The sequence below is a fragment of the Brevibacillus borstelensis genome, assembly GCF_037834415.1.
Taxonomy (GTDB): domain Bacteria; phylum Bacillota; class Bacilli; order Brevibacillales; family Brevibacillaceae; genus Brevibacillus; species Brevibacillus borstelensis_A.
The window spans coordinates 198945-225091 of the sequence record NZ_JAUMSJ010000002.1 but is presented as its reverse complement, the minus strand read 5'-3'; the positions used below and the strand labels follow the sequence as shown (position 1 = coordinate 225091).

Below are 26147 nucleotides of genomic sequence, written 5' to 3'. Positions count from 1 at the left end.
ACTCTCATGAAGACAGGATACAAGCGGCACGGGAAAAAAAGGCGCTGGCTGTGGGGGATACCCCTTGTGCTCGGGTGCATGTTCGCGGCAGCGCTCATGTCCGCCACGATGGGAGCGGAGCAGCCGAGGATCGTATACGTGTACAGCGACAGCTGCGGATACTGCACGACATTCGCCCCTAAGTTCGATGAAGCTGTAAAGAGTATAACGGATTGGAAAGTAGACAGGCTCGACATCAATAATCCGAAAGAACTGGATGAGGCGGAAAAGCTGGGCGCGGAGGTGACGCCTACGGTGTTTATCGTAAAGGATGGGCAGGTAGTGGACAAGCTGGAGGGGGATGTTTCTGGGGAGGTGCTTGATCGGTTTGTTCGGAATCGAATGGGCGTGAATGGTTATAGGTAATTTATCCCACAAATGGGAGGTTAAATGGATTGGTGAGAAGAAATTAAACATAAATAATTTGGGAAGTGCCTTATCTTCACGAGCTTTTAAAGAACGATTGCCCAACGGGTCTTTAGATGCGAGGATTGCGGGATGTTTATAAGCACTGACTATTTCAGGTATACGAATGCGGCACCCCCGTCATGTGAGGAGATGGCAATAGGAGGATGCGTCGTGAGTCGATTCTATAAATTTCTGACCAGTTCGGTTGTTATAGTCTTGGCTATCGGTGGAGGAACGGAAGCGTATATACCAGCAGTTCATGCTGCTCGAATAACGGACAAACAAACCGATTACCAGAATCACCCACATCGTGAAGCGATTGATTATGTTGTGAAAAATAAATTGATGTGGCTTTTTCCGGATGGGAATTTCCGGCCTGATCAGCCGGTAACGCAGGCGGATTTGGTTGCTGGGTTAGTGAATGTCAAAGGGTTAACTTCAGGTGACCCTGTTCAAGAATTACCTTCTAATCATTGGGCGAAAGTTTACTATGAACGTGCAAAGCGAAATGGAATTCTTGAGGGTGTTGAGACTGATCCGAATAAAGTTTTGAATCGGGAGGAGGCTAGCAAATTGATGGTCAATGCCTGGAAGAGTTTGTTTCGATTACACAGGCATGTTCCTCAGTACTACATTACATCTGCCGTAGATTCTGGTTGGATTCAGGCAAAGAATGGGGAACTCCCGAATGCTGTTTCTACAACTCGTTATGACTCACTTGGAACTCTAAGTCGTGGGGAGCAGGCACTTACACTACTTTCTTTACACAGGGAATTCTTAGGTATTCAGGAAGCAGAAATAATTGCTACACAATTTCATCAATCATTGAGTAGTTCCGCTGGAACCTTCCGAGGAACTTTACCGTCTCTCAAGGGCTATGATACCCGTCTTGCTGTGCAATTTAAGAATAGGGATGTAAAGACGATAGATTCAGGAAATTTTTCACTCAGTTCAAGTCAAATAGAATTTGCTGAACTTACGGTCAAGTTTAAGGGAGAGTCTAAATCATTAGTCCGCTATAGGTACCAAAATTTCCCTATATTTGAACGTGTAAGTACAAGGTGAAAAGATGAGAAAAAGGTTCTGTAATAGGGCGATAATAGCCCTTACTGTTTTTGTAAACGCGTTTAACATTTTTCTTTGCACTCCTTCAGTGGGGGCTACAACGTATACACCAAATACTTATGGTAGAACCGCTGGGTGGATCGACGAGCACTATAGTATCAAAGATAGTGTTGAGAGCGAGATTAACGGTTTTGGATTTAGCGACATGATGTCTCTAACTATAGCAGACGTACAGTATTCCGGAGCTACCAACGGATCCGGCAAAGTAGCCAACTATTCAAAGGCATCGACAAAAGTCGATAACGGATATCCGATTGTCGATCTGGCCGAAGCACGAGACTGGGCGAGACTCTTTAACGGCAACCCATCCTTCATGACTAGCAGCAACGGACTTTATGGTGGAAGCATAACTGAAGGGGGAGGCCGGGAGTATACTGGATACCTCCTTGCCAAAGTCGCAGAAATGTCCGGGGGGAGGGGAAACCCACACAGTTACCGTAAAGCCCAGAGTCATGAGAAGGGAGTCTACGTCGGTGTCACCAGCTTCACCACAACCCAGCGCCCCGATGGAAGCATCAAAACCGACAAGACAAAATATGAAGTCGGGCAAACGGTTACGATAACTGCCCAAGGAAAAGACTACAGTATCTACAACCGCGGACTAAAAGTCTTAAACTACTACATTTACAATCTGGATACTGGACAGACCGAAAAAGCATTTCATGAGGCGATTACAGATTACCCGATCAGTGGAGCGGGAAATGGCAGCGGGCAATCTGTAACCTTCCCGCAGAAAACATGGGTGCCTACTAAAGCTGGAAACTATGAAGCACGAATCCTTTTCACAGATTCACATGCAAGAAATACGAAAAATGCTCCCGCAGTAGACGGACAAGGTGTTGCTTATGCAGCACCTTTTGTTGTTGGTGAACCTCTACCGCCTCCGGGTAATGGCGATGGAGGAAAAGAACCAGACCCGCCACCGCCTACAGGCTGCAAAAAAACAACCATGGACATACGCATCGAAGGAGAGAATAACGATACGGAACGCCAGAGTGTTCCGAGCGGCGGGGATTCGGAACGCGTTGAAAAAGATGCTCGCGTAGTCTTCACCGCGTCGAAACCCGGAACCTTTACCTACAATGGCGTTCCGATGCCATCAGGCTACGGAAACAACAGGAAAGTTGGCGTCATGTACGCTCCTTCATCGGGCTCCTTTAAAGTGTCATACGCAAGCGACGACGGCACCTTATGTTGGGACAAGCAATTTCAAGCTTTTTCCTCAAACGACAAATACGACAGCTGCCCTATTGTCCGTGTAAATGGAGATGTGATTTCAAGAGACGGGGTCATTGAAGTTATGCCCGGAGAATCGCTGAATTTTGTCGCTACATACAAAGACAGCGGCGGTGATACGCAACCGTTTCATACCACATGGATCGTTACGCCGCCAAATGGCAATGAGAAAGAAATCCCATTGGGCGAAGGAGACGATGGCCGGATACATCCATATATATCTAACCATGTTTCGTTGCCTTACAGAGGTCCGGGCAGGAGCTACGACATTCCTCTTGAACGCGGGAAGACGTACAAGCTTTCCTTAGAACTGAAACGAACAAACTTTGAAAAGCGCCCGGAATGCGAATGGACGGTCACGATCAAAGTGAAGGACACGAGTTGTACGATCGACGAGCAAAAGAGAATCGGGTTTAAAGCCTATGGCGAACCTCCAAGTGTCTATCCGCCGGCAGGGGAGAGTGTCTACAACGGCTTGAAAAGCATGTATTTCTCCAATCTGACCGCTACGGGAGACGGGTACGATACCCATACAGATCTTTCCGCCGATGTCGCCGGCTCCTGGTTTATAAAGGATGGGGACAGCAACAAGCCGCTGTCTGGAAAGCTGCAGACAAATGAAAGGTTTCGGTTGATTTTGCCGGAAACGATTGACGCAGGGGATGAGGTCACGCTGGTCTTTATCTCAGATAGGGATTGTGTCGTGGAAATGACCTTCCCGATCTTGTCCGACAGACGATGCTATATTCTGACAGCGAAGATAACGGGCGGAAAATACGATGATAATACCGTCTGGAGCAAGCCAGTCGGACGAGGCGAAACAATAGAGATGAAGCCCGAACAATGGGTTGACCCGTGGCACGCTTTCACACTCCGAGCTGAGGATAAAATCGACTTTATTCTCTACTATTTCGATCCGAAAAATAAATCCTGGGAGAGAAAGCGCGATGGAAAATGGCTTCCCAATTCGAATCACGCAAAAATCGAACAGACAATCATTTTCCCCATGGACCCGGATACGGATCATTATTTCCCTCTTCCCGGATTTTACAAGGTCGAATTTTTCGCCCAGGACCGTACAGTAGCGGATTGCGACGGCTTTTTCTTTGTGCAGATCGGCGAAGGAACCGGTGTACCGAAGCCAGAAGGGGAGAACCTTTTCATCATCAAGAGCAGCTTTGCCATCACCCCTGGAGATCCGCAGGAACCGGGAACCGAAGCAACGATTACCTTTGATGTAAAAAATGCCGGGAAGCTGGAACATGACACGAAGCTGGCCGTCCGTTGGGAAAGCTCGGACAAAGCCACGATGCTTGACGTGAACAAGTTCAAACCCGGAGAGGTGCGCAAGATTACCGTTCCAACCAAATACCCGCAAAAATCGCAGTATTTTATCGCCAATATCAATCCGGATAGAGACAAGCCGGAAAACGAAACGGTCTGGCCGGATAACCGCGCTCAGTGGCCCGTTAGGGTTATAGGGGAACCGGGTGATCCCGACGATCCAGATGAACCAAAGGAACCGGAGATACCGCCACCGCCAGTTGGAGGCGGAGACTTTGACGGCGGTGAAATCGGACTCCATATCTTTGACAGCAATGGACGCGAGCTGCAAAATCTTGAGGTCCATGTGGATGGGGTCTGGGAGAGGGAGCCGACAAAGATTCGCGTCGTTATCGACCAAACGAAGATCAATCAAGGGTTTGATCAAGTGAAACGGGAAATCAACCAAAATATCGCCACATACAAGTCGCAGCTGCTGCAGGCGGCCAGCGGCGAGGGGATCAAGAACGCCAGCGTGAGTGTCAGTCCTGAGTACATCGCCGACGCAAAAAGCCTGGCGGTGTACAATCCGGCGATGCTCGATCTCAAAGTATCCGGTCCCGGTACGCCGCAGGAATGGAAGGTGAGCAGCTCGTCAATGGGCGGGGACTATACGTACGCGGGCACGATCGTTTCGACAGAAACGACCTGGAGACAGGTGCTGAACGCGATGAAGTACAAAGCGGAAATCAACAGCTTCGTGATCACGATGGATTACAATGTCCAGTTTATTCTCTCATACGACATTTGTTCAAAAAGCAAGGGAGCGGAAGGTGAGGAAACCTGCAGGTCCAGCACCGTAAATCAAGCCATGACAGGACGCTACACCATAACGGTAAAAGGCGGCGAGCGTCAATTTGGCGTGTTTGAACCGAACGCCAAAGGAGTGCTCCGTCACACAAGCGATTGGCAGGAATACACCGCGCGCGACCGCTATCCAGCGAATAAACCGGATGACTTTTACGCCGGCGAACGAATGCTGACCCATGTCATCCTGGAGCCTCGCCATCGCCATCCAGTCAGCGGACTGTATCCCGACATCACGGCGGCGAAATCCTGGATCTCCGAGACAGGGCTTAGGAACACGACACTTCAATCGACCCTTTCGCTGAACAAGACAACGCCGATTTTATGGCAAGGGCCCTCCTATTCCGTGCCCAAATTGGGAGTGCGGGAAATGGGCGTGGATACTCCCTTGATGGGAGACAAGCAAAAGGGATTCAAAAAGGATGCCGCTTATGCCGTTTATTTCTCCGTGCAGTTCCGCTTCGGTGTCGCGAAGGGGTTTGCGTTCCCAAGCAAGCAGAATGGTCAAGGCCATGAGCCGGCTGATTACCGTGTGCCGTTTGCCGTGACAGCAAATGCCTGGGAGCGCCAGGGAATCCGCAATCACACTACCAGATAGCGGCAAGTTAAATATATTTGCACCCCCTATCTGTCTTTTTCTACGGTGGAAGAAGAACAAGCTAGGGGGTTTTTATGTGAAGAAGCGAATCAGGATCACCAGCGTTTTGGTCGTGTTTGTCCTTTTGCTTTTCGGCATTGTTCCAGCGGGAATAGCCTATGAAAAGCAAGCCGCTGACCGAAAGGAAGAGACCGGGACAGCCAAAGGTTCTGCCCTGGCTTATCCGCCGCGGGAGAGCGACAGCGTTGAGTCAGGGCCGGGGCAAGCCGGATACGGGACGCCCCAAACAGCGGAACTGCCGGAAGAGGCTGTTGAAACGGACAAGACGGATGAACCTGAGGAAGCTGACATGCCTGTAGAGCCGGCAAATCCGGAAGAGGGAGAAGGGGACGGGGAGGAACCGCATGATCAGTCGGAATTGGAGAAGGCGGATCGAGACTTCCAACGCCGTTTTGCGGGAAAGAAAAAACCGGGTGAATCCGCATTGCGGAAAATGCCCGCTACCTTTGAGGTGGAACCAAACGATACTTTTGCCAAAGCGGACTGGATGTTTGCGGGCAAAAACGCCCATGGGCGAATCCAGAAGAGCGGAGACATAGACACGTGGAAGATCAGGCCTGCCAGTGACGGAACGCTTACGTTTTCATTGGGTCAGGTGCCAGATCAGGCCAACTATCATTTGTACGTCTTTGATGATGAGAAAAGAGAGATCGGAAGCTCCACCAAACCGGGTCAGGCCGATCAAAAGGTCGAAGAGATCGCTGTGGAGAAAAACAAATGGTATTACGTGCAAATTAAGGGGAATAATGATTCCTTTGACCGATCGAATTACTACCTGCTGCGGGCCGATTTTCACAACGGCCGGGAAGGCAAGCCGGACGAGTACGAGCCAAATAACACCATAAAAGAGGCCCATCCTGTAGATGAGGGCGAGATTATCGCCAATCTTCATGATCCCAGTGACGTTGACTATTACAAGATTACGGTAGGCCTGGCTTCAACCATTGTGGCTAAGCTTTGGGATATCCCCGAGGGTATGGATCTCGACTTGTACCTGTATGACAGCGATAACAAGCAGGTCGCATTTTCAGACAGACCGAAGAACAAGGACGAGGAAATCGTCTATAACGGCGACCCCGGCACGTACTATGTAAAGGTCTCTGCGAGCCGCACTTCCGGTTTCAAGAATCACTCCTACCGGTTGCAAGTGACCAGCAGTACGATTCCCGTCATTCTGATTCCCGGGATCGGCGGATCAAGGCTGCAAGCAGAAGAAAAGAGAGTAACCTCTGAAGCTTGGCTCGACTTGAGCAATATCGCACTTGGAATTCGCGATCCGCGCCACCGCCGATTTCTTGCCTTGAAGCCAGTGGCGAAAAACAGCGTGGAGGTAGAGTCTCTAAACCGAGGATTTGCGATTTACCCGGAGAAAGAAGACGGGGGCTTTCGCGCTATCGAATATTTGTCCTACTTGCCTCTCGATAAAGTGAAGCATGAGGCTGAGCAGTACGCAAGCATGGTCAAGCGACTGGAATCGGAAGGATACGAAAAAAACTCCACCATGTTTGCCATGCCCTATGATTGGCGCTACAGCAACAAGGACAATGCCAAGTATTTGAAAGAAAAAATCGACGAGGCTTTGAATACAACGGGGGCGAGACAGGTTCAATTGGTCGCCCACAGCATGGGAGGCCTGTTGACAAGAGAAACCCTGCTTTCGAATGTATCCTACCAGCCCAAGGTAAAACGAATCATTTACATGGGCACGCCTTTTTTGGGCTCGCCTCGTGCGTATCAAGCCATTCAATTTGGATATGACTTTGGGGTGCCATTGCTCCATGAAGGGACTGGGAAGGTGATTGCGGAATACGCTCCTGCCGTTTATGAGCTGCTGCCGTCGCCGACTTACTTTGACAAGGCGACCGTTTTAAAAAGAGACCCTGTCTATAGCTTTCAATACCAAGATATGGTGACTGACAGCCGGGTCAGGATTGCCTATACCCCATTGGTTCGCCAGGCGGAGGCACTTCACAATAAATGGGACAAAAAGACCTTGAGGGTTCAGCAGTACTCGATTATCGGAACCGGACAAAAGACTTTGCTCGGCTATGAATACCATACAGGCAGAGATATGTTAACGCCTTTTTTTGACAGTGGGAAAGGAGATGGGACCGTGCCATATGCAAGCGCCGAATATAGCCAGAGCGATATCACAAAAAAGTATTACGCAGCAGCGGCACATGCCGCTCTGCCGAAAAACCCGTTCGTGATCGAACAAGTCATCCAGTTGTTAAAAGGAGTAGATAAAATTCAGAACGGTCTGAGAAAAACGCCTCAGAAGCCGGAATATTTGTATTATATTATCTCTCGCGAGGATGGACAGTTTCCGGAGATTGCCTTTACGAAGTCGGGACAGACCATGACAATCTCTGCGGATAAAAAAGAAGACTGGGAGAACCTTCGCGTAGAGTATCACGGAAATGTCGTTGTGATTGATGTGCTTGATCTGGAACCGCTTGTTTTCGCAGATCGTGTGCAATTGAGCAACGGCGAGCACATTTCTCCCTTCTTGATAGACAAATACTCGTCAGAAGAGGATGGACATTTTCCTGATAAAAAAGAGAATGAAGAGTTTGAACAGGAAGAAGACGCGAAAAACGACGAGGATGCCTTTAAGCGTGGAACATAAAAACATGGGGCAAAGCTTAAGGAGAGAATGGAAATGAGCTTGATGATGTACCTCGTCTTGATGCCGATTATTATGGCCTGGTCAACGGGAATACCGCTGTTATTGCTCGCCATTTGCGTTTTTTTGACGATGATTTTCAAAACGAGAGCGTATATGAACATGTTGGTGACCGTACCGCTTTCGTTTTTGCTTTACGAAATGGTTCTTCCCGAAACAGGGTTGATTGTTTTTGGATGGGAATTTAGCCTTCTGATGGCTCTCAACACCGCCTGGAACGTACAGCTGTTGATTTGGCTGGTCCAAAAAATAGTGAAGTCGCTCCGCAATCACCCAGAAGCTAATAAATAAGAGAACAAAAGAGGCATAACCAGAGAAGGACAAGCAAGAAAAGGACAAGCCAGGCCGCCTTTCCGGCAGCCTGTTGTTCGGAATTCCCATCCGCGAGGTTACAGCCTCCCCGGATCTCTTTTCATGGAAAAACTGGAAAGGCTTTTTGGCAGTCGGCCAAAGCTCGCTTGGTAATTGGAGGGAATGTCCGTTTCCAGCCCGTCGCCCTCTCCCCTAAGTTCTTCCGAAGCTCCTGAAGTGCCTGAAACAGGAGGAGATTCAGCGCGTTTTTCGGCAACAATCTGATCTACTGCCTTTGCCGCAGCAGGATAAGGCTCCTGAAGCTGGCGCTGTCTATTCAATTCAATGTCGCGTTCTCTCGGGCTATCGTGGGAATGAGTATGGTTTACATCCGTCATCGCGGCATTCTCCTTCGAGCAAGATGAATAAGCTTATTGTGTCCCTCACGAGTACTATGTATGAACACCTCATTCATCCTCGGCACGTGCTGGCAGCAAAGCAGGGCAAGCGGACAAATTGCGCGCAGCGTGGTTTCAGGGTAGAATATCCTCAAGAGTCTGAGAGCAAAAGAGGTGTTACGCAATGGATGTTTTTGACAGCAAAAAGGGCGGATTCACGATCGTCAGCGGCAAGACCGATGTGCACGGCGGCTACGGCCAGGGCGTACTTGATTTGTCAGCGGTATCGTCAGTAATTATCGACGGGGATGAAGCTTACATCGACATGGGAGCGCTCCATGCCAAAAGCGTCGTTGAAAAAGGCATCAAATGGACTGCCAACAAGGAAGAGGTTCCGAACGGAAAGCCTTATTGGGTCGTATGGGTGACGGTGGACCGCAACGAAGCAGGTCCGTATTACGCTGGTGTAACGGCATGCTATATGGAAATTGATCGGGAAGCTCGCCGCGGCTACAAAATCCTGGCTGACCACGTGAACCGGATGGACTATTCCATGAAACGGCGGATTATGGTATCGGAATTGAACGAGAAGGAAAAAGCGGCATTGAAAAAGCTGCTGATCGAGAACAATGAACAAATGTGGAAAAATTCTTCCGCTGAATTGCAGGAAGGATTGGCCTGAGTTGGAAATCTTGAACGGTATGTGAACAAATGAGGAAATCAATTGTTAGTAATATTGAAGTCAGGTAAACTTAATTTCATAGCTGTATACATGTACACTAGGTTAGCAAACAGGGAGAGAGCCGTCACTCTTTCCCTGTTTGTCTTTTTGAAAGCGCCCACACAATATTTACAGGGCATTTGCGTGGGACAATTGTAACAGACTAATGACGCACGGCCAAATTGTCGAAGCAAGGGGGCGTTTCGGTTGACCGATCATACCCGGACACAAGGTGAGCACGATCACTTTGTACGACATGGCGGCGTCCATTTTCGCTCGCATGTTTCTCCTCAGCAGATCAATACCTTTATCGGTCGATTGCCGGCCGGTAAACGGGAGAGCCTGTTTGAGGTACTGGATCAACTCGAAAAAGCCGGAATGATCACCATTTACAACGACCATCTGTTTACGGATGGAAACGGCGTGGTAGGTGGCGGCGAACAGACGACCCGACCAGGCGAAGCCGACCGGCCAACGATGCAGTAAGCATCTATACAAAGCCAACGGTCCAGCAAGCTCTAAAAAAAGCAGTTGTGCAAGAAACAGTTAGTTGTACAAGAAACAGTTGTACAAGAAACATCTGTACAAAAAGGGCCAAACCCTCGCAGATATATTCTGCATGAGGCTTGGCCCTTTTCCCTGAAAAACGGTTTTGTGCGTCGTCATTGCGACGGACTCCACCAACTCCCCATTCGCTGCCAGAAGGAAGGGGAATCGGGAGGGGGGAGCGGGGTAGGCGACTCGTTTGGCGGAAGGTGGTCCGTACAAAACTCTTGCGGCTCCGTCCCTTTGGCAAAGTAATAAAGCTGCGGGTCGGGACAATGCTCTGTAGCCAATTTGCCTGACCCCGGATCAATGTAGACGGAGACGACCCCGGCCGGCATTTCGAACAGTGCCGGCGGTTGGTCCTGCAGCGCTTTTTCCATAAATTCGGCCCAGATCTTTTTGGAGAGGTAGCCTTCCTTCACATCATCTACCTTGCGATTCTGGTCGTACCCTACCCAGACTGTGCTGACCAGCTGCGGAGTAAATCCGCTCAACCACGCGTCATAATCGGTCGAGCCTGTCTTTCCCGCTACCGGCCGATTGAGAATAGTGGCGACGCGGTAACCGGTACCGCCCCGTTCAAAAACGCTTTGCATCATGTTGGCAAGCAGGGCGGAGGCTACTGGATCAGCAACCTGGGTTTTCTCCGTTTTTTCTTCCGCGATGATGTTTCCTTGACTGTCTTCGATGCGTGTAATCGCAATCGGCTTTACATATTCCCCTCTGTTGGCAAATGTCGCGTATGCCGCGTTCAGCTCGAAAGGCGACACCAGTGAGGTGCCTAAAGCGAGCGAGGGAACAGCCTGAAGGGGGCTGGTAATACCCAGGCTTTTTGCCTGCTCGACCACCTTTTGCGCTGTCAGATGGTCAATCGTTTTGACGGCGTAAATATTGTCAGACGTTTTGATGGCTTCCCTCATGCTGATAAAGTCATGGGCGTAGCGCTCCCCGAAATTGCGGGGGATATACTGCTTGACCCGGTCGTAGGTGAAAACGGTCGGTTCGCTTTTCATCATCGTCAGCGGCGTGAACCCGTTTTGCAGGGCAGCCAGATAGAGGATCGGTTTAAAGGAAGAGCCTGGCTGACGCTGCCCAAGCACACGATTGTACTGGCTTTTTTGATAATCTCTTCCGCCGACCATTGCTTTCACATGGCCGTTTTTCGGATCCATGGCCACAAGGCCTACCTGCAAGTCCGGGTTGTCCTTGGGCAAGGTGGCGGCGATGATTTCCTCCGCTTTTTTCTGCATGGCGGGATCAAGCGTGGTGTAAATTTTTAAGCCTCCGTGATTAAAGGTTTCCTCATCGATTCCGTACCTGTTTTTGACGAGACTTCCCAGGTAATCGAGGAAGTAAGGGGCTTGTTCGACGGCTTTTTCCCGGGTCCGGTCCTTCAGCCTGATCGGTTCGGCGTAAGCTTTCTCCGCCTGCTCCGCCGTGATGTAACCGGAACGCTGCATCGCCTGCAGGATCAGTTTTTGCCGGGCCTTGGCCTTTTCAAAGTCGACAAAAGGCGAGTAGTAGGAAGGACCTTTCGGAATCCCGGCCAGCATGGAGCTTTCGGCTAACGTCAGGTCCTTGGCGTTTTTGCCAAAATACGTCTGGGCCGCCGCCTGGGCGCCGTAAGCGGAATGGCCGTAGTAAATCTGGTTCATGTACATTTCCAGAATCTCGTCTTTGCTGTAATTGAGCTCGAGCTGGATGGCGAGGAGCGCCTCCTTGATTTTTCTTTCCCAGGTCTTGTCCAGCGTCAAGTACAGGTTTCGCGCCAGCTGCTGTGTGATCGTGCTTGCCCCCTGCACCTTTTCCATGTGGATGACATCCACGTAGGCAGCGCGTGCCAGACGTTTCCAGTCGATTCCGTAATGATCGTGAAAAGAGCGGTCTTCGATGGCTACCGTAGCCTGGACGAGCGAGGGGGCCATTTCCTTGAGCGGGACGACGATCCTGTTCTGCCCGCGGTGAAGCGTATCGAGGACTTCGCCGTTTTCCGCGTAAATCGTGGTGGTCTGATTGATAAACACCTCCGGCAGCGGCTGCGAACGGAGGTAGAGAATGAGCATCAAGGCGGCAAACGAGCAGCACAATAGGCTGAGTATGAGAAATTTTACGAATTTCTTTGCCAAGCGAAGGTATCGTATCAGCGGAGCTTCCCGCGTCACTTCCATGACATCTCGTCCTTTCCTCCCAAAATATTTTGCTCTTCGGGGCATACTAAACGAACGAATCGTTTTTCCTGTCTAGTATGGGAAAAAACAGACCTGGATAAACTTGGCTTTCGGCCTGCGTATCACGTTTTTGAAAAATATCTTGCATTTTGGGGGCCAGCTACTATAATTTTCTTGGCAGATACGAATTATGAAACATTCGCTTCTGTCGCAGACCATCACGGCAGGAACGGCCTCTGGCCCGGCTTTGGTCGCTTTTTTCAACCAATGCGGTTATTAGAAGGAGGGTACATAATCATGAACATGGAACTGTGGTACACCGAAAAACAAACGGAAAATCACGGTATTACGACAAAAATTTCCGAGACCTTATACAGCGAAAAAACCGATTTTCAACAGCTGGATATCATTAACACGAAGCAATTCGGACGTATGCTGGTCCTCGACGGCATGGTCATGACTACTGACGTGGATGAGTTCGTCTATCACGAGATGATCTCTCATGTTGCCCTCAATACTCACCCGAACCCGAAAAAGGTTCTGGTCGTAGGCGGAGGAGACGGCGGAGCAATCCGTGAAATCGTCAAGCATCCTTCCGTGGAAAAAGCCGTGTTGGCTGAAATCGACGGCGGCGTGATTGAATCAAGCAAAAAGTATTTCCCGCAAATCGCCAGCGAACTGAGCGGAAATCCGCGTGTCGACGTGCAAGTAATTGACGGGATCAAGCACATTCACGACCACAAGGGCGAATATGACGTCATTATGGTCGACTCGACCGAACCGGTTGGCCCTGCAGTAGGCTTGTTTGAAAAAGGCTTTTACCAAGGCATTTACGACGCGTTGAAACCGGACGGCATCATGGTGGCCCAGACAGAGTCCCCATGGTTCAACCGCGACCTGATCAAGCGTGTATTTAAAGATATCAGCTCCATTTTCCCTGTGACCCGTCTGTATACGTGCAGCATCCCGACTTATCCATCCGGTCTGTGGAGCTTTACGATCGGCTCCAAACAGCATGATCCGCTGGAAGTGGACGCAAGCAAGATCAAGGATCTGGGCACCAAATACTACAATGCGGAGATTCACCACGCTGTTTTCAAGCTGCCCAACTTCGTGGCTGAGCTGACTCGCGACTAAGGATGGAGGCGGAATTTATGCGTTTTGACGAAGCATACTCGGGCAATGTGTTTATCCGCAGCCACGCCAATTACGAGGAAAGCCAGGCAGTCATCTACGGGATGCCGATGGACTGGACGGTAAGCTTCCGTCCGGGCTCCCGTTTTGGCCCAGGCCGGATTCGCGAGGTCTCCATCGGCCTCGAAGAGTACAGCCCGTACCTGGACAGGCTGCTGGAAGACGTAAAGTACTTTGATGCGGGCGATATTCCGCTGCCTTTCGGAAATGTAGAGGGAAGCCTCGACGCGATTCGCGAGTTTGTCGGCAAAGTGCTGGCAGACGGCAAAATGCCGATTGGACTCGGCGGCGAGCACCTGGTCTCCTGGCCGGTGATTCAAGCCGTTTACGAAAAGTACAAGTCCGATCTGGTCATTTTCCATTTCGACGCCCATACCGACCTGCGCGATCACTACGAGGGCTATCCGTATTCCCACTCCACGCCGATCAAAAAGGCGTGCGACCTCATCGGCGGGAAAAACGTTTATTCCTTCGGCATCCGCAGCGGCATGAAGGAAGAATTCGAGTGGGCCAAGGAAAACATGCACCTGTACAAATACGATGTCCTGGAGCCGGTGAAACAAGCGCTGCCAACTATCGGCAACCGCCCGATTTACCTGACCATCGACATCGACGTGCTGGACCCTGCCCATGCGCCGGGCACCGGAACGACAGAAGCAGGCGGCATCACCTCCCGCGAGCTGCTCGACACCATCCACTACATGGCCAAAAACGGAGCCAACGTCATCGGCTGCGACCTGGTCGAGGTAGCACCGGTCTACGACCACAGCGAAATGACCCAAATCGTCGCATCCAAAATCGTGCGTGAATTGATTCTGGGCTTCGTAAAATAAAGTTTTGCTACGAATCACAACAAAGCCACAACATATGGATGTGGTTCATCCATGATGTCAACAAAGAGACGCCTTCGGTTTTTTGCCGGAGGCGTTTTCGATTATCAGTTTGATTATAAAACGTAAGGAACCAATGCCCTTCTTCTGTGGTTTTGCGAAAAATAGTCCTAATAAACGAAGCAGCTGTAGAGATGAAAGAGGAGAAAAACGCGAGGGTCTTTGGGACGCCAACCAAGACTTCGTTCCAAAAGTGGAACACGCCTTTAGCGTCCAACTCTGAGATGCTCCCTGAAAAAGCTGCTTTTGGACGCGGTTCCACTTTTGGAATGAAGTCGTCCAGTCAAACCCCCAGCAGGTGTCCCACCGAACCTGTAGCGTTTTTCTCCTCTTTCATCTCCTCCCCCAAAGCCGGAATAAAGAATCTTTTCAGCAAAACCAGTCCACATAATAAACATTTTTATTTACAAAATAGAATATTCTAGCTATTATGATAAAAAAGAGGATCGAAGAAAAAAAGGGGCTGTTCAGCCATGAAAGAGGTATTCAGCAACCGGGAATTCAAAAAACTGTTCTTTTCCAATCTGTTTTCCGGATTTGGCCAAGGAATGACCATGATCGGAATCGCCTGGTACCTGGTCGAATCCACCGGTTCCGCCGAGCTGCTGGGCACGACCATGTTCACATCCGCTGTACTCATGTTCTTTGTCGGCCCGTATATCGGCACGTTGATCGATCGGCTGTCCCGAAAACGGATGATGCTGGCAGAGCACGCCATCGGTTTTGCCGTCCTGGGCATCCTCGCACTTTGGGGATTTTTCGGCCCCTATGCAGAGTGGATGCTGATCACCGTCTATCTGGTGACAACCCTGATGTATCAAATTCACTATCCCGCGCAGGCGGCGCTCGTGCAGGAAAGCTTTCCGCCCAGACACTACAACGACATCAACAGCCTGCTGGAGGTGGAGGGGCAGACGGCTACCGTCCTGGCTGGCGCCTTCGCCGGGTTTTTGCTGAACCTGTTCGGCCTTCACATCGTCCTGCTGATTAACGCACTCACCTATTTGATCGCCTACCTGCTGATGTCGACGATGTCCTATACCTTCACCCTGGAGTCAGAGGCGAAGAAGAACAGCGGCGTTTCCTGGGCCGGCCAGCTGTACCAAAGCTGGGAGTACATCCGCTCAAACCGGGGCTTTCTCGTCTTCGGCCTTTCTGCCATGATGCCGTTTATTGCGGTCATGGCCAGCAACCTGCTTGCTCCTGTCTACGTGAATCAGTCCTTGAAGGCGGAAGTGAACATTTTTTCGCTGGGCGAAGTGACGTATGCGATAGGCGCTGTGGCGGCAGGCTTCCTTGTCGCCGTCATGGTCAAAAAAGCGGGTCAGCTGTCAGCCATGGTAGGGAACACCCTGCTGTTTGCGATTGCAACGGTCGCGATGGTGGTCGTTGATCAGGGGTGGGGTTTTGTGGCCGCCTCCGTATTCTTCGGCTGGTGCAATGCCTCGGTGCGGCTCGTGCGCCAGACGCTTTACATGAATGTAGTGCCCAAACAGGTGATGGGCAGAGTCATGAGCTTCTTCAACTCCGCGGGGATGGCGATGCGTCTAATCTTGATCGGGCTGTTCACCTTCATAATCGACAGTACGGGAGCTGGCGTCGGCTACCTCGTGCTCGCGGGACTTCTGCTGCTGGCGGCGGTTGGAGTAGGCGCATCCATGCCCCACCTGCTGAAGCTGCCGCAGGAGGAAGCGATGGTTGCAACAAAAGAGCGCGGAGCGTAGAATGGGACGAGGGAAAAGCTGTCCGGAAAGCGAGGATTTGTCTGCACATGCAAGAAGTGAGCGTTGAACTGACATCCAGACATAAACTGTACGACGAATGGCAAGAAGATACCCATCAATATTCTGGTCGCTGCACGCAAAAAGGAAGCGACTGGTACCTTACCTATAAAGAACAGCTGGAGGGTGCCGGAGAAGTCAGCACCGTCTGGAAATTTTCACAGGAAAGCATCTCCCTCTTGAGGCAGGGAGCGATACAGACGAAGCAGCGGTTTCAAAAGGGAGTAACGGACCGCACGACGTACCGCAGTCCGCACGGGATATTCTCGATGGAAGTAAATGTGCACAAGCTGAAGCGAAACGATGTGAATGGACGACCGTCCCTCATCCAAATCTCCTACCAGCTCTGGTTGAACGAGCAGTATGCGGGGGACCACGAAATTGCCCTGCAAATAGGCTGGTAACGGAAAAGACGCCTGATCGGCAGCCGCAGATGACGAAGACCGCCCTTTCATGAGCGGTCTTTCTTCCTGTACAATAAGGATAGCTTGCGCCAGAGGAGGAAACAGCAATGACCTTTGTCTTGGTCAACGGATTCATCGGCGGCCTGATTCTTGCAGCATTTCTGGCTTTGTGCGACGGATTGTTCGGGACATCCACGTTTGCCGTGTTGATCGATGTCGGCTATGTGCCGGGAATGGCCGGTCTTCCATCCGTCGTGGAGTTATTGATACACCTTTTGATCAGCGTGGTCGTCGTGTTTTTCATGGCGTATTTCTATCCCCGCGATCGGAGCGCTACAATTAAATTTCTGCTGTACTGGGCACTTGCGTTTACGGTGGCCTACCTGCCCTTCAGTCTGTTCAGCGGCACACCGATGTCATTTGCCGCGTTTATCATCTGGACGATTGGACATGTGCTCTATACGATTTTTGTTGCCGCCCAGATCGAACGACAGCGATAAAGTGCTGAATATTCGGCATAGTGATGATTTTTTGGCACTTGTGTGAAAGGAGGCATGTGCACGGATGCCAATGTCGGAAACGGTAGAAATGCTCCAGGCCATTTTGGGCGCCATTGATGAAGGCATTCATGTCGTCGATGCCAATGGCATCTCGATTTTTTACAACCACGTCGCCGCAAAGCTGGACGGGCTGACGCCAGACGAGGTGCTAGGCAAGCCGCTGCTTGAGGTCTTTCCGTCCCTCGACCGGCACTCCAGCACGCTGCTGACGGTGATTGCAAACGGGGAGCCGATTTTCAACAAGCCTCAGGCGTACACCAACTGGCGGGGCGTGAGAGTGGAGACGATCAACACAACGCTCCCGGTCCGGGTAGGAAAGCGTCTGGTGGGGGCGGTGGAGGTTGCCAAGGATATCGGGAAGCTCAAGGAGCTTTCGGAAAAATTGCTCGACCTCCAGGCAAAAATCAACAAGTCGAAAAAGGCAAAGCGGGTTCAAAATGGCACTGGAGACGGGCTCTCCTTTCATTTCGCCGACATTCTCACCTGCAACGAGCGGATGAAGCAGCTGATCGACCGGGCCAGGCGCGCGGCGAGAACCTCGTCCCCCGTGCTGATCTATGGCGAGACAGGGACAGGGAAGGAGCTGTTCGTGCAGTCGATTCATCAGGCGTCTGCACGGAGCGGCAAGCCGTTTATCGCCCAAAACTGTGCCGCGCTGCCAGCCACGCTGCTGGAGAGCCTCCTCTTCGGGACGACGAAAGGCAGCTTTACCGGGGCAGACGACAGACCGGGACTGTTTGAGCTGGCTGACGGAGGAACGCTGTTTCTGGATGAGCTGAACAGCATGCCGCTCGATTTGCAGGCGAAGCTGCTGCGCGCGTTGCAGGACGGGGAGATTCGCAGGATCGGCAGCAGCCATTCAACCCGGGTAGATGCGAGAGTCATTGCGGCAGTGAATGAGCCTCCGCTGGCGCTCGTTGGCAAGGGAGCGATGCGGACGGACCTGTATTACCGGATCAATGTCGTGTCATTCGAACTGCCGCCGCTCCGTGAGCGTAGAGAGGATGTCCCCCTTCTCGTCCGTCATTTTCTGGCGAAATACAATCAGAAGTTTCAGATGCGGGTGCAGGGAATAAGCGAAGAAGTATCCACCCTGTTTTCCGGATACGACTGGCCCGGGAATGTGCGCGAGCTGGAGCATGTGATCGAAGCGGCGATGAACATGGTGGAAGGTTACGTGATCGAAGCGGAGCATCTGCCGCCCCATCTTCTCGAAAGGATGTCCGGGGCCGCACTTCTCCACGGCGAAAAAAGTACCGGAAGCATGGGCCTAGTGCCTATAAACGGCCAACTTTCCCTGCCAGAGGTGCTCCGCGACGTGGAAGAGCAAATGATCGGGCAGGCGATGCGGGAGACGGAGGGGAACGTTCTGCGGGCAGCCAAGCTGCTCGGGATTCCGCGTCAAACGCTGCAGTACAAACTGTCCCAACGAAGCGGGACGAATCAGTAGAATGGTCTTTGTGCCGAATTTTCGGCAGTTGAAATCAATAAAATGGCTTGAAAATGGCTGCTGACCTGTACATGCCGTTTGGATATCAAAGAAAAGGTCTGATTAGCGTCAGCAATGCATTGGCTAGCGCATGTTTCTTGTCCAATACCAGGGCGTATTTCATATTTTCCGAATCTTTTGATTTGATTGGCACGAGTGTTGCATCTCTTTCCTGTCGAGCGAAACACGTGTGATCGACACGCGATGAGAGGGGATGACAGACATGACGGTAGCCACCAAGCGCGACTGGCGCCAGATTGAATTGTGGAAGGATGTTGCGGAGGAACAATGGAACGACTGGATGTGGCAATTGACGCACACCATTCGCACCGTGGACGAATTGAAGCAAGTGATTAATCTGACACCGGAGGAAGAAGAAGGGGTTCGCATCTCCAGCCAGACCATTCCGCTCAACATTACCCCTTACTACGCCATGCTGATGGACCCCGACGATCCAAAGGATCCGGTACGGATGCAGTCCGTTCCGCTTTCCTCCGAGATGGTCCGGACGAAATACGACATGGAAGACCCGCTTCACGAGGACACTGATTCGCCGGTGCCGGGGCTGACTCACCGCTACCCCGACCGGGTGCTGTTTCTCGTAACCAACCAGTGCTCCATGTACTGCCGCTACTGTACGCGCCGCCGGTTCTCCGGCCAGATCGGCATGGGTGTTCCCAAGAAGCAGCTCGACGCCTGTATCGACTACATCCGCAACACACCGGAAGTGCGGGACGTGCTGCTCTCCGGCGGAGACGGCCTCTTGATCAACGACCGCATCCTGGAATACATCATCAGCAATTTGCGGGCAATCCCGCATGTGGAGATCATTCGCATCGGTACGCGCGCTCCGGTCGTATTCCCGCAGCGCATCACGGAAAACCTGTGCAACATCTTGAAAAAATACCATCCGGTGTGGCTGAATACGCACTTCAACCACCCCAAGGAGATTACCCCGGAAGCCAAGCAGGCCTGTGAAATGCTGGCGAACGCGGGCGTGCCGCTGGGCAATCAGGCGGTTATCCTGGCCGGAATCAACGACTGTCCGAACACGATGAAAAAGCTCGTGCACGATCTGGTCAAAATCCGTGTTCGTCCCTACTACATCTATCAGTGCGACCTGTCTGAGGGGATCGGCCACTTCCGCGCGCCGGTCAGCAAAGGGATCGAGATCATCGAGCATCTGCGCGGCCATACGTCCGGCTATGCCGTTCCGACCTTTGTCGTGGACGCTCCGCACGGCGGCGGCAAAATTCCGGTCATGCCGAACTACATCGTTTCGCAGTCGGCTGACAAAGTCGTGCTCCGCAACTTTGAAGGTGTGATCACCTCCTATCCGGAGCCGAAGACGTATCACGCCCACGACGAGGCGAACTGCGAATATTGCGCGGCCGCCAAAGGAAAGGCAGTCGGCATTGCGGCGCTGATGAAGGACGAAGCCGACAATCTGGAGCCGACGGGTCTGGCTCGCAACAAGCGGATCAAGGCGACCAAGGTCAAGTCGCTGGCCGACGTGCGGCAGGAGCAGCGCGAGAAAAAACAGGCCGGGGCAGAGAAACAAGCGTCGGGAGACTAAAGCGAGCCGTGACGGAGAAGCAAGCGTCGGGAGACTAAAACCCGGCCGTGACGGAGAAACAACCGTCGGGAGACTAAAGCGGGCCGCAGCAGAGAAACAAGCGCCGGGAGACTGAAGCCAAGCGCGACGACGAAACAAGTATGGGAGCCGAAAGCAGGACACTGATGAAACAAAGCTGAGAGCGGAAAGGGAGTGACCGACCCGCTCTTGCCCCAAAGATCGCCTCGGAAAAGCGAAGCCGTCAAGCACGCTTGCTCCGAGGCTATTTTTCTTTGCCCCCGCCCATCATCTGGAACGTCTCGTCAGAAGAAAGGGAGGTGACGAGACAGGAGCATATGTGTTAAGATCAGTGCATACGCTATCCTGAACGAACGCTCAGTCTGGACAAGTTTCAGGAAAGACAAAAATAATGAGTGAATGGTCATTCATTTTTTCTGTCAGTTCTGATAAGATAGAAAACAACAGTCGAACACGAAAAAGGGGGAGCTGAGAACCGTGCTGGCTCTAATCAATCTCATCGCGTTTTTTCTGGTGCTCGCATACGGTTTGTACCTCGCATGCCATGTGGTGTACAGCCGGTATCTCTTTATCAAGCTGGGGAAAAAGCCGGATGTGAAGGACGACTTTGGCGCACGCATCAACCTGATGCTGGAGAACGTCGTCTTTCACAAGAAGCTGCTCAAGGACAAGAAGAGCGGCGTGATGCACGTCGTCATGTTTTACGGCTTTATTATCCTGCAGTTCGGGGCGATCGAGCTGATCGTCAAAGGGCTGGTCAAAGGCTTTGAGCTTCCGTTTGGCAGCGCTCACAAGTACTTTTCCCTAATGCAGGAAATCACGGCGTTTTTGATTCTGGCAGCGGTCGGCTACGCCTTCTACCGCCGCTATATCGAAAAATTGAAGCGCTTGAAACGCGGCTTCAAGTCGGGTCTGGTGCTTCTGTTCATCTCCACGCTGATGGCTACCGTTTTGCTGTCGCTCGCCTTTGAGCAGCTGTGGCTCGGCCATGAAGCGTCCGGCTTTGCTCCAATCTCATCCGCCATTGCGGTGATATTTGCGGGCATCCCGAAGACGGCCGCTGCCGCCCTGTTCTACGTCTTCTGGTGGATGCACCTGCTGATCCTGCTCGCCTTTGCCGTTTACGTGCCGCAGTCCAAGCACGCCCACCTGATTTTTGCCCCGATCAACGTCTGGTTTAAAAAGCTGGGGCCGGCGGGCAAGCTGTCGAGCATCGACTTCGAGGACGAAACGCAGGAAGTATTCGGCGTCGGCAAAATCGAAGACTTTACCCAGACGCAGCTGATCGATTTGTACGCCTGTGTGGAGTGCGGCCGCTGCACCAATATGTGTCCCGCCTCCGGCACGGGCAAAATGCTCTCCCCGATGGACCTGATCACCAAGATGCGCGACCACCTGACGGAAAAAGGGGCAGCCGTAACCTCCCGCACACCGTGGATGCCCAGCTTCGCGTTTGCGGGTACGGCGGCAAACCAGCTGGCGTTCCAGGCCAACGAAACAGCAGCAGCCGCGGAGGGGACAGCTGCCGCGATTTACGACAAAAATTTGATCGGCGACGTCATTACCGAGCAGGAGCTGTGGGCTTGTACCACCTGCCGCAACTGCGAGGACCAATGCCCGGTGATGAACGAGCACGTGGATAAAATCATCGACATGCGGCGCTACCTGGTCATGACCGAGGGCAGCATGCCGCAAGAGGCTCAGCGCGCCTTGAACAACATCGAGCGCCAGGGCAATCCGTGGGGAATCAACCGCAAGGACCGGATGAAGTGGATCGAAGGCCTGAACGGGCAGTATGAAGTCCCGACCGTGCAAAACACGGAAGACTTTGAATACCTGTTCTGGGTAGGCTCGATGGGCTCTTTCGACATTCGCAGCCAAAAAATTTCCCAGGCGTTCGTGAAGCTGATGCATGAGGCAGGCGTAAAGTTTGCCATCCTCGGCAATGAGGAGAAAAACTCCGGCGATACGGCTCGCCGCATCGGAAATGAGTTTTTGTTCCAGCAGCTGGCGCAGGAAAACATCGCGCTGTTTGAGGTGTACGGCGTGAAAAAGATCGTCACCTGCGATCCGCATGCGTTCAACACGTTTAAAAACGAGTATCCGGAATTTGGCCTAAACGCCGAGGTGTACCATCATTCCGAGCTGCTGGCCGAATGGGTGCGCGAAGGCCGCCTCAAGCCGACGAAGGAAGTCAAGGAGCGGATTACCTACCACGACTCCTGTTATCTGGGCCGCTACAACGAGATTTACGACAGGCCCCGCCAAATACTGGAGGCCATTCCGGGCGTGGAAATCGCCGAGATGAAGCGCAGCGGCTGCGACAGCATGTGCTGCGGCGCCGGCGGCGGCCTGATGTGGATGGAGGAGCACGAAGGAACGCGGGTAAACGTAGCCCGCACCGAGCAGGCCCTCGAGGTCAAGCCGACAGCCATCGCCAGCGCTTGTCCATACTGCCTGACGATGATGAACGACGGCGTCAAAATGAAAGAGCTGGAAGAGCAAGTAAAGACACGCGATGTCGCGGAAATTCTCGCGGATGCCATCTAGCGGATCGGCGAGGCCTGCAATCTCCTTGTCCCTTCAAACAGGGGCCAAGGAGATTTTTTTTCGAAAACCTGTATGTTCGATGTAAGAAATCATCGGCAGCCGGATCAATAAGGGAGAGGGGAGTGAGAAAGCTGGAACAGTCCGACATTCGGTTGGAAAAAACGAAAGAAGCTGTATTTGAAAGTTTGATTCGCGGCTATGTAAAAAAGGTGATGCGGCTGGTTTACTTAATTGTCAAAGACCGAAATCTGGCGGAAGACATTACCCAGGAGGTCTTTCTCAAAGCGTACAAGAACCTCTCTTCCTTTCGCGAGGAAAGCTCCATGCAGACGTGGGTGTACAAAATCGCTGTCAATGAATCAAAAAAATATTTGCGGTCCTGGTCTTTTCGCCATCTGTTCTATTGCCCGGAGGTAGATGCGGAGGTGGTCGGGGATGCGGAATCGGCCGTGCTGCAAAGCGACATGCGCATTCGCTTCGCCAAGCTGGTGATGAGCTTGCCGTACACCCATCGGCAGATGATTGTGCTCCACTACTATGAAGAGCTGACGATTGAGGAGATAGCCGAAATCCTCGATATTTCCGCGGGCGCGATCCATACCCGTTTGCACCGGGCGCGTCAAAAGCTGAGGGAACAGCTGGAAAAGGAGGGATTGGAATGGAGCTAGAAAAACGACTGCGGGAATTCAAGCAGACAGCTGAGCAAACGATCCTGCGGAAGATAGACGATACCTCCGAACTGGAGGAACGCATTTTAGGCGAGGTGCGCAGCAGCCAAAAAACCAGACGAAAGTTCGGCGAACGCTACCTGTATACAGCTGGAGCAGCAGTGTTGGCCGCCATCCTGCTATTCGCAGCCTCATCCTGGCAACCGGCCGGCCTGTCTCCAGGCGGACAGGCGACGACGGCTCCTGAGCCAGTACCGGCCGGGCCCTCTCCATCGACACTCCCGCCCGGGACGACACAAACACCAGGTCCGGAACCTTCCCCAGGCAGCGGACAGCCGGGCACTCAACAGCAGAGCGGTCCCAGCGACGAGGAAATACGGCAAAAGGTGCAGGAGATCAAAGAGGCTTTGCGCATTGGACTGACTCAGGAAGAGGTACGGAAGCGTATCAATTCTACCCACAGCGTCGTCGATGACAATGGCGATCTGGAAAGCGGCGCCGATGAATTTTGGAACATCAGTTTTTTTAAACAAGACGGATATGTACCGGAAGAACCGGAATACGTAGTGGATGAACAAGGATTGAAAGCGAGAAAGGTCGGCCTCAATTTATTCATCGGGTGGAAAGAGAAAAAGCTCTATCTGTACTCGATCCAGTACGTACAGGGAGAGAAAAACGACATCCATTTTTACATGATGCGGCCGAACGGCACAATCAGCAGCGAGAATATTAGTGAGAAGCAGGCGCCGTCAACTTTTGACCTCAGCCACGAACTGAAGGATACGTATTTTGAATTCATGGAAACAAAGAAGGATGAAGTATTGAACGGACTGGGGCCTGTCGACATCCTCAAGCTGTACTTCTTCGCCGAGGGAGAAGGGGATCTCCAAATGCAATACGCCTTTTACACCGATCATGAAGAGGACGCGAAACCATCCTTGGAGCAGCTTTTGGAGGATGTCAAAAACGATCCGGTCGGAGCGGATAACATGCAAAAACGGCTGGCCGATCTGAAGGCGCACGTGACCGGCTTTGAGACAAAGGAGCAGAGACCGGAAAGCCCGCCCGGGCAAAAGCCCGTGTACCTGGCAGAAGCGATTGTCTACATGCAGTTTTCGGACGGCCGGGAAGCGCAGCCTTTTCGGTTGGTCAAAAACCAGCGGGGGATTTGGAAGGTGAGCTGGATGCCGATCCAGTGACGAAAGCAGGCCTGGCCGGCGAATAGGTCAGGCTTGTTTTTTGCGCTCTCCACATGAATTTCCGGAACGCGTCTGATTCCGTAATTTGGGCTCGACGAAAATCGAGTTTTTCTGTTGCATATTCATTGACTATTCGGAGTGAAGGGGGCAAAATGAAGAGAGAAGAAAATGAGCGACCGCTCGTTCAGTTTGTTTTTCTGGATGTCACCATACAGGGAGGAACCGGATGATGAAAACGGTGATTGTGAGTGGAGCGCGTACCCCGTTTGGAAGGCTTGGCGGTTCACTGAAGGATGTATCCGCAGTAGACCTGGGCGCGATCGTGATCAAGGAAGCGCTGGAGCGATCCGGCGTATCCGGGGAGCAGGCCGATGAGGTGATTATGGGGATGGTCGTGCAGGCTGGAGCAGGGCAAGTCCCTTCCCGCCAGGCTGCGCGCAAGGCCGGTGTGCCGTGGAGCGTAGCCAGCCAGACGATCAACAAGGTATGCGCGTCGGGCATGCGGGCGATTGCGATGGGCGACCAGATTATCCGCGCAGGCGACGGACAGATGATCGTGGCGGGCGGCATGGAAAGCATGAGCAACGCCCCTTACGCGCTGGCTGGAGCGAGATACGGGCTGCGGATGGGGGACGCCGCTGTGCAGGATTTGATGATGCACGACGGCCTTACCTGTCCGTTCGATCAGGTGCCGATGGCGATTCACGGCAGCAATGTCGCGGAAGAGTACGGTATTACGCGCGAGGAGCAGGACCGCTGGGCGTACCGCAGCCAGCAGCGGGCCGCGCAGGCGATGAGCGCCGGATTGTTCGACGAAGAGATCGTTTCGGTACCCGTTCCCCAGCGAAAGGGCGAGCCGCTCCCGGTCACCCGTGACGAGGCCCCGAGGCCCGATACGACGCTGGAAGGTCTTGCGAAGCTGCCTCCCGTTTACAAAAAGGACGGAACCATCACGGCGGGCAACGCTCCGGGAATCAACGACGGCGCGGCGGCGATGGTGCTGATGTCTGAGGAGAGGGCAGCCGAGGCGGGGATCAAGCCGCTTGCGACCATTCTCGGACACGCGCAGGTGGGAGCCGAAGCCCCTTACATCGCCACGACGCCGGGGCTGGCGATCCAGAAGCTGCTGGAAAAGACGGGAACCCGCCTGGAAGAGATTGAATTGTTTGAAGTCAACGAAGCATTTGCCGCTGTCACGTTGATCAGCGGAAAGATCGTCGGCTGGGATGAGGAAAAGGTAAACGTAAACGGTGGAGCCATCGCCTTCGGCCATCCGATCGGAGCCAGCGGCGCGAGAATTGTCCTTCATCTTGCCTACGAGCTCAGGCGGCGGGGCGGCGGACTCGGAATCGCGGCGATCTGCAGCGGGGCAGCCCAGGGAGACGCGATTTTGATAAAAGTGGAATAGGCGA

The 26147-nt window shown here is 52.5% G+C and carries 20 protein-coding genes; 18 read left to right on the top strand and 2 right to left on the bottom strand.

The genetic code is table 11. The annotated features are described in order from the left end of the window. Positions 1 to 6 precede the first annotated feature (6 nt). From Q3F21_RS02895 to Q3F21_RS02875, 5 genes are all read left to right on the top strand, one after another. Positions 7 to 405: a thioredoxin family protein gene (locus Q3F21_RS02895; protein ID WP_340249960.1), complete on the top strand. Its 399-nt coding sequence runs from the start codon at positions 7 to 9 to the stop codon at positions 403 to 405. 213 nt (positions 406 to 618) lie between these two features. Further along, on the top strand, positions 619 to 1512 hold the full coding sequence (locus Q3F21_RS02890) for an S-layer homology domain-containing protein (RefSeq protein WP_340249959.1): 894 nt from the start codon (positions 619 to 621) through the stop codon (positions 1510 to 1512). 205 nt (positions 1513 to 1717) lie between these two features. Beyond that, on the top strand, positions 1718 to 5536 hold the full coding sequence (locus tag Q3F21_RS02885; protein WP_340249958.1) for an ABC transporter permease: 3819 nt from the start codon (positions 1718 to 1720) through the stop codon (positions 5534 to 5536). Between the two features lie 76 nt (positions 5537 to 5612). After that, on the top strand, positions 5613 to 8225 hold the full coding sequence (locus Q3F21_RS02880; RefSeq protein WP_340249957.1) for a lipase/acyltransferase domain-containing protein: 2613 nt from the start codon (positions 5613 to 5615) through the stop codon (positions 8223 to 8225). A 33-nt stretch (positions 8226 to 8258) separates the two neighbouring features. Then, entirely contained in the window at positions 8259 to 8573 is a 315-nt protein-coding gene (locus Q3F21_RS02875) for a hypothetical protein (RefSeq protein WP_340249956.1), read from the top strand. A 98-nt stretch (positions 8574 to 8671) separates the two neighbouring features. Here Q3F21_RS02875 and Q3F21_RS02870 read toward each other — a convergent pair whose 3' ends face one another. Then, positions 8672 to 8971, bottom strand: coding sequence for a hypothetical protein (locus tag Q3F21_RS02870; protein ID WP_340249955.1), 300 nt, complete (start codon positions 8969 to 8971; stop codon positions 8672 to 8674). Positions 8972 to 9155: 184 nt separating this feature from the next. Here Q3F21_RS02870 and Q3F21_RS02865 point away from each other — a divergent pair, with 184 nt between their 5' ends. Together Q3F21_RS02865 and Q3F21_RS02860 are read left to right on the top strand one after the other, a co-directional pair. After that, complete coding sequence (locus Q3F21_RS02865; protein ID WP_340249954.1) at positions 9156 to 9653, top strand: YwhD family protein; 498 nt, start codon at positions 9156 to 9158, stop codon at positions 9651 to 9653. A 246-nt stretch (positions 9654 to 9899) separates the two neighbouring features. Further along, entirely contained in the window at positions 9900 to 10178 is a 279-nt protein-coding gene (locus Q3F21_RS02860; protein WP_340249953.1) for a hypothetical protein, read from the top strand. Between the two features lie 176 nt (positions 10179 to 10354). Here Q3F21_RS02860 and Q3F21_RS02855 read toward each other — a convergent pair whose 3' ends face one another. Continuing rightward, positions 10355 to 12406 carry a PBP1A family penicillin-binding protein gene (locus Q3F21_RS02855; protein WP_340249951.1) on the bottom strand — a complete coding sequence of 684 codons (2052 nt, stop codon included), beginning with the start codon at positions 12404 to 12406 and terminating at the stop codon, positions 10355 to 10357. Between the two features lie 303 nt (positions 12407 to 12709). Between Q3F21_RS02855 and speE the strand changes: the two genes are divergently transcribed. The 11 genes from speE to Q3F21_RS02800 all read left to right on the top strand — a co-directional run bounded on the left by speE (position 12710) and on the right by Q3F21_RS02800 (position 26143). After that, on the top strand, positions 12710 to 13543 hold the full coding sequence (speE, locus tag Q3F21_RS02850; protein WP_340250088.1) for a polyamine aminopropyltransferase: 834 nt from the start codon (positions 12710 to 12712) through the stop codon (positions 13541 to 13543). A 17-nt stretch (positions 13544 to 13560) separates the two neighbouring features. Continuing rightward, on the top strand, positions 13561 to 14433 hold the full coding sequence (gene speB / locus Q3F21_RS02845; RefSeq protein WP_340249949.1) for an agmatinase: 873 nt from the start codon (positions 13561 to 13563) through the stop codon (positions 14431 to 14433). Positions 14434 to 14963: 530 nt separating this feature from the next. Further along, on the top strand, positions 14964 to 16214 hold the full coding sequence (locus tag Q3F21_RS02840; RefSeq protein ID WP_340249947.1) for an MFS transporter: 1251 nt from the start codon (positions 14964 to 14966) through the stop codon (positions 16212 to 16214). 47 nt (positions 16215 to 16261) lie between these two features. Continuing rightward, positions 16262 to 16675 carry a DUF1934 domain-containing protein gene (locus tag Q3F21_RS02835; RefSeq protein WP_340249946.1) on the top strand — a complete coding sequence of 138 codons (414 nt, stop codon included), beginning with the start codon at positions 16262 to 16264 and terminating at the stop codon, positions 16673 to 16675. A gap of 107 nt (positions 16676 to 16782) precedes the next feature. Further along, the gene (locus tag Q3F21_RS02830; RefSeq protein ID WP_340249945.1) at positions 16783 to 17175 is read left to right on the top strand and encodes a hypothetical protein; all 393 of its coding nucleotides are present in this window, start codon (positions 16783 to 16785) and stop codon (positions 17173 to 17175) included. Between the two features lie 64 nt (positions 17176 to 17239). After that, on the top strand, positions 17240 to 18685 hold the full coding sequence (locus tag Q3F21_RS02825; RefSeq protein ID WP_340249944.1) for a sigma-54 interaction domain-containing protein: 1446 nt from the start codon (positions 17240 to 17242) through the stop codon (positions 18683 to 18685). Positions 18686 to 18947: 262 nt separating this feature from the next. Continuing rightward, a complete protein-coding gene (ablA, locus tag Q3F21_RS02820) occupies positions 18948 to 20300 on the top strand; it encodes a lysine 2,3-aminomutase (protein ID WP_340249943.1) in 1353 nt (450 codons plus the stop codon). 495 nt (positions 20301 to 20795) lie between these two features. Next, positions 20796 to 22868, top strand: coding sequence for a heterodisulfide reductase-related iron-sulfur binding cluster (locus tag Q3F21_RS02815; RefSeq protein ID WP_340249941.1), 2073 nt, complete (start codon positions 20796 to 20798; stop codon positions 22866 to 22868). Between the two features lie 122 nt (positions 22869 to 22990). After that, a complete protein-coding gene (locus Q3F21_RS02810) occupies positions 22991 to 23536 on the top strand; it encodes a sigma-70 family RNA polymerase sigma factor (RefSeq protein ID WP_340249939.1) in 546 nt (181 codons plus the stop codon). Beyond that, positions 23527 to 24735 carry a hypothetical protein gene (locus tag Q3F21_RS02805; RefSeq protein ID WP_340249937.1) on the top strand — a complete coding sequence of 403 codons (1209 nt, stop codon included), beginning with the start codon at positions 23527 to 23529 and terminating at the stop codon, positions 24733 to 24735. The genes Q3F21_RS02810 and Q3F21_RS02805 overlap by 10 nt, the downstream gene beginning before the upstream one ends. Positions 24736 to 24964: 229 nt before the next feature. Beyond that, on the top strand, positions 24965 to 26143 hold the full coding sequence (locus Q3F21_RS02800; protein ID WP_340249934.1) for an acetyl-CoA C-acetyltransferase: 1179 nt from the start codon (positions 24965 to 24967) through the stop codon (positions 26141 to 26143). The last annotated feature ends 4 nt before the right edge of the window (positions 26144 to 26147 follow it).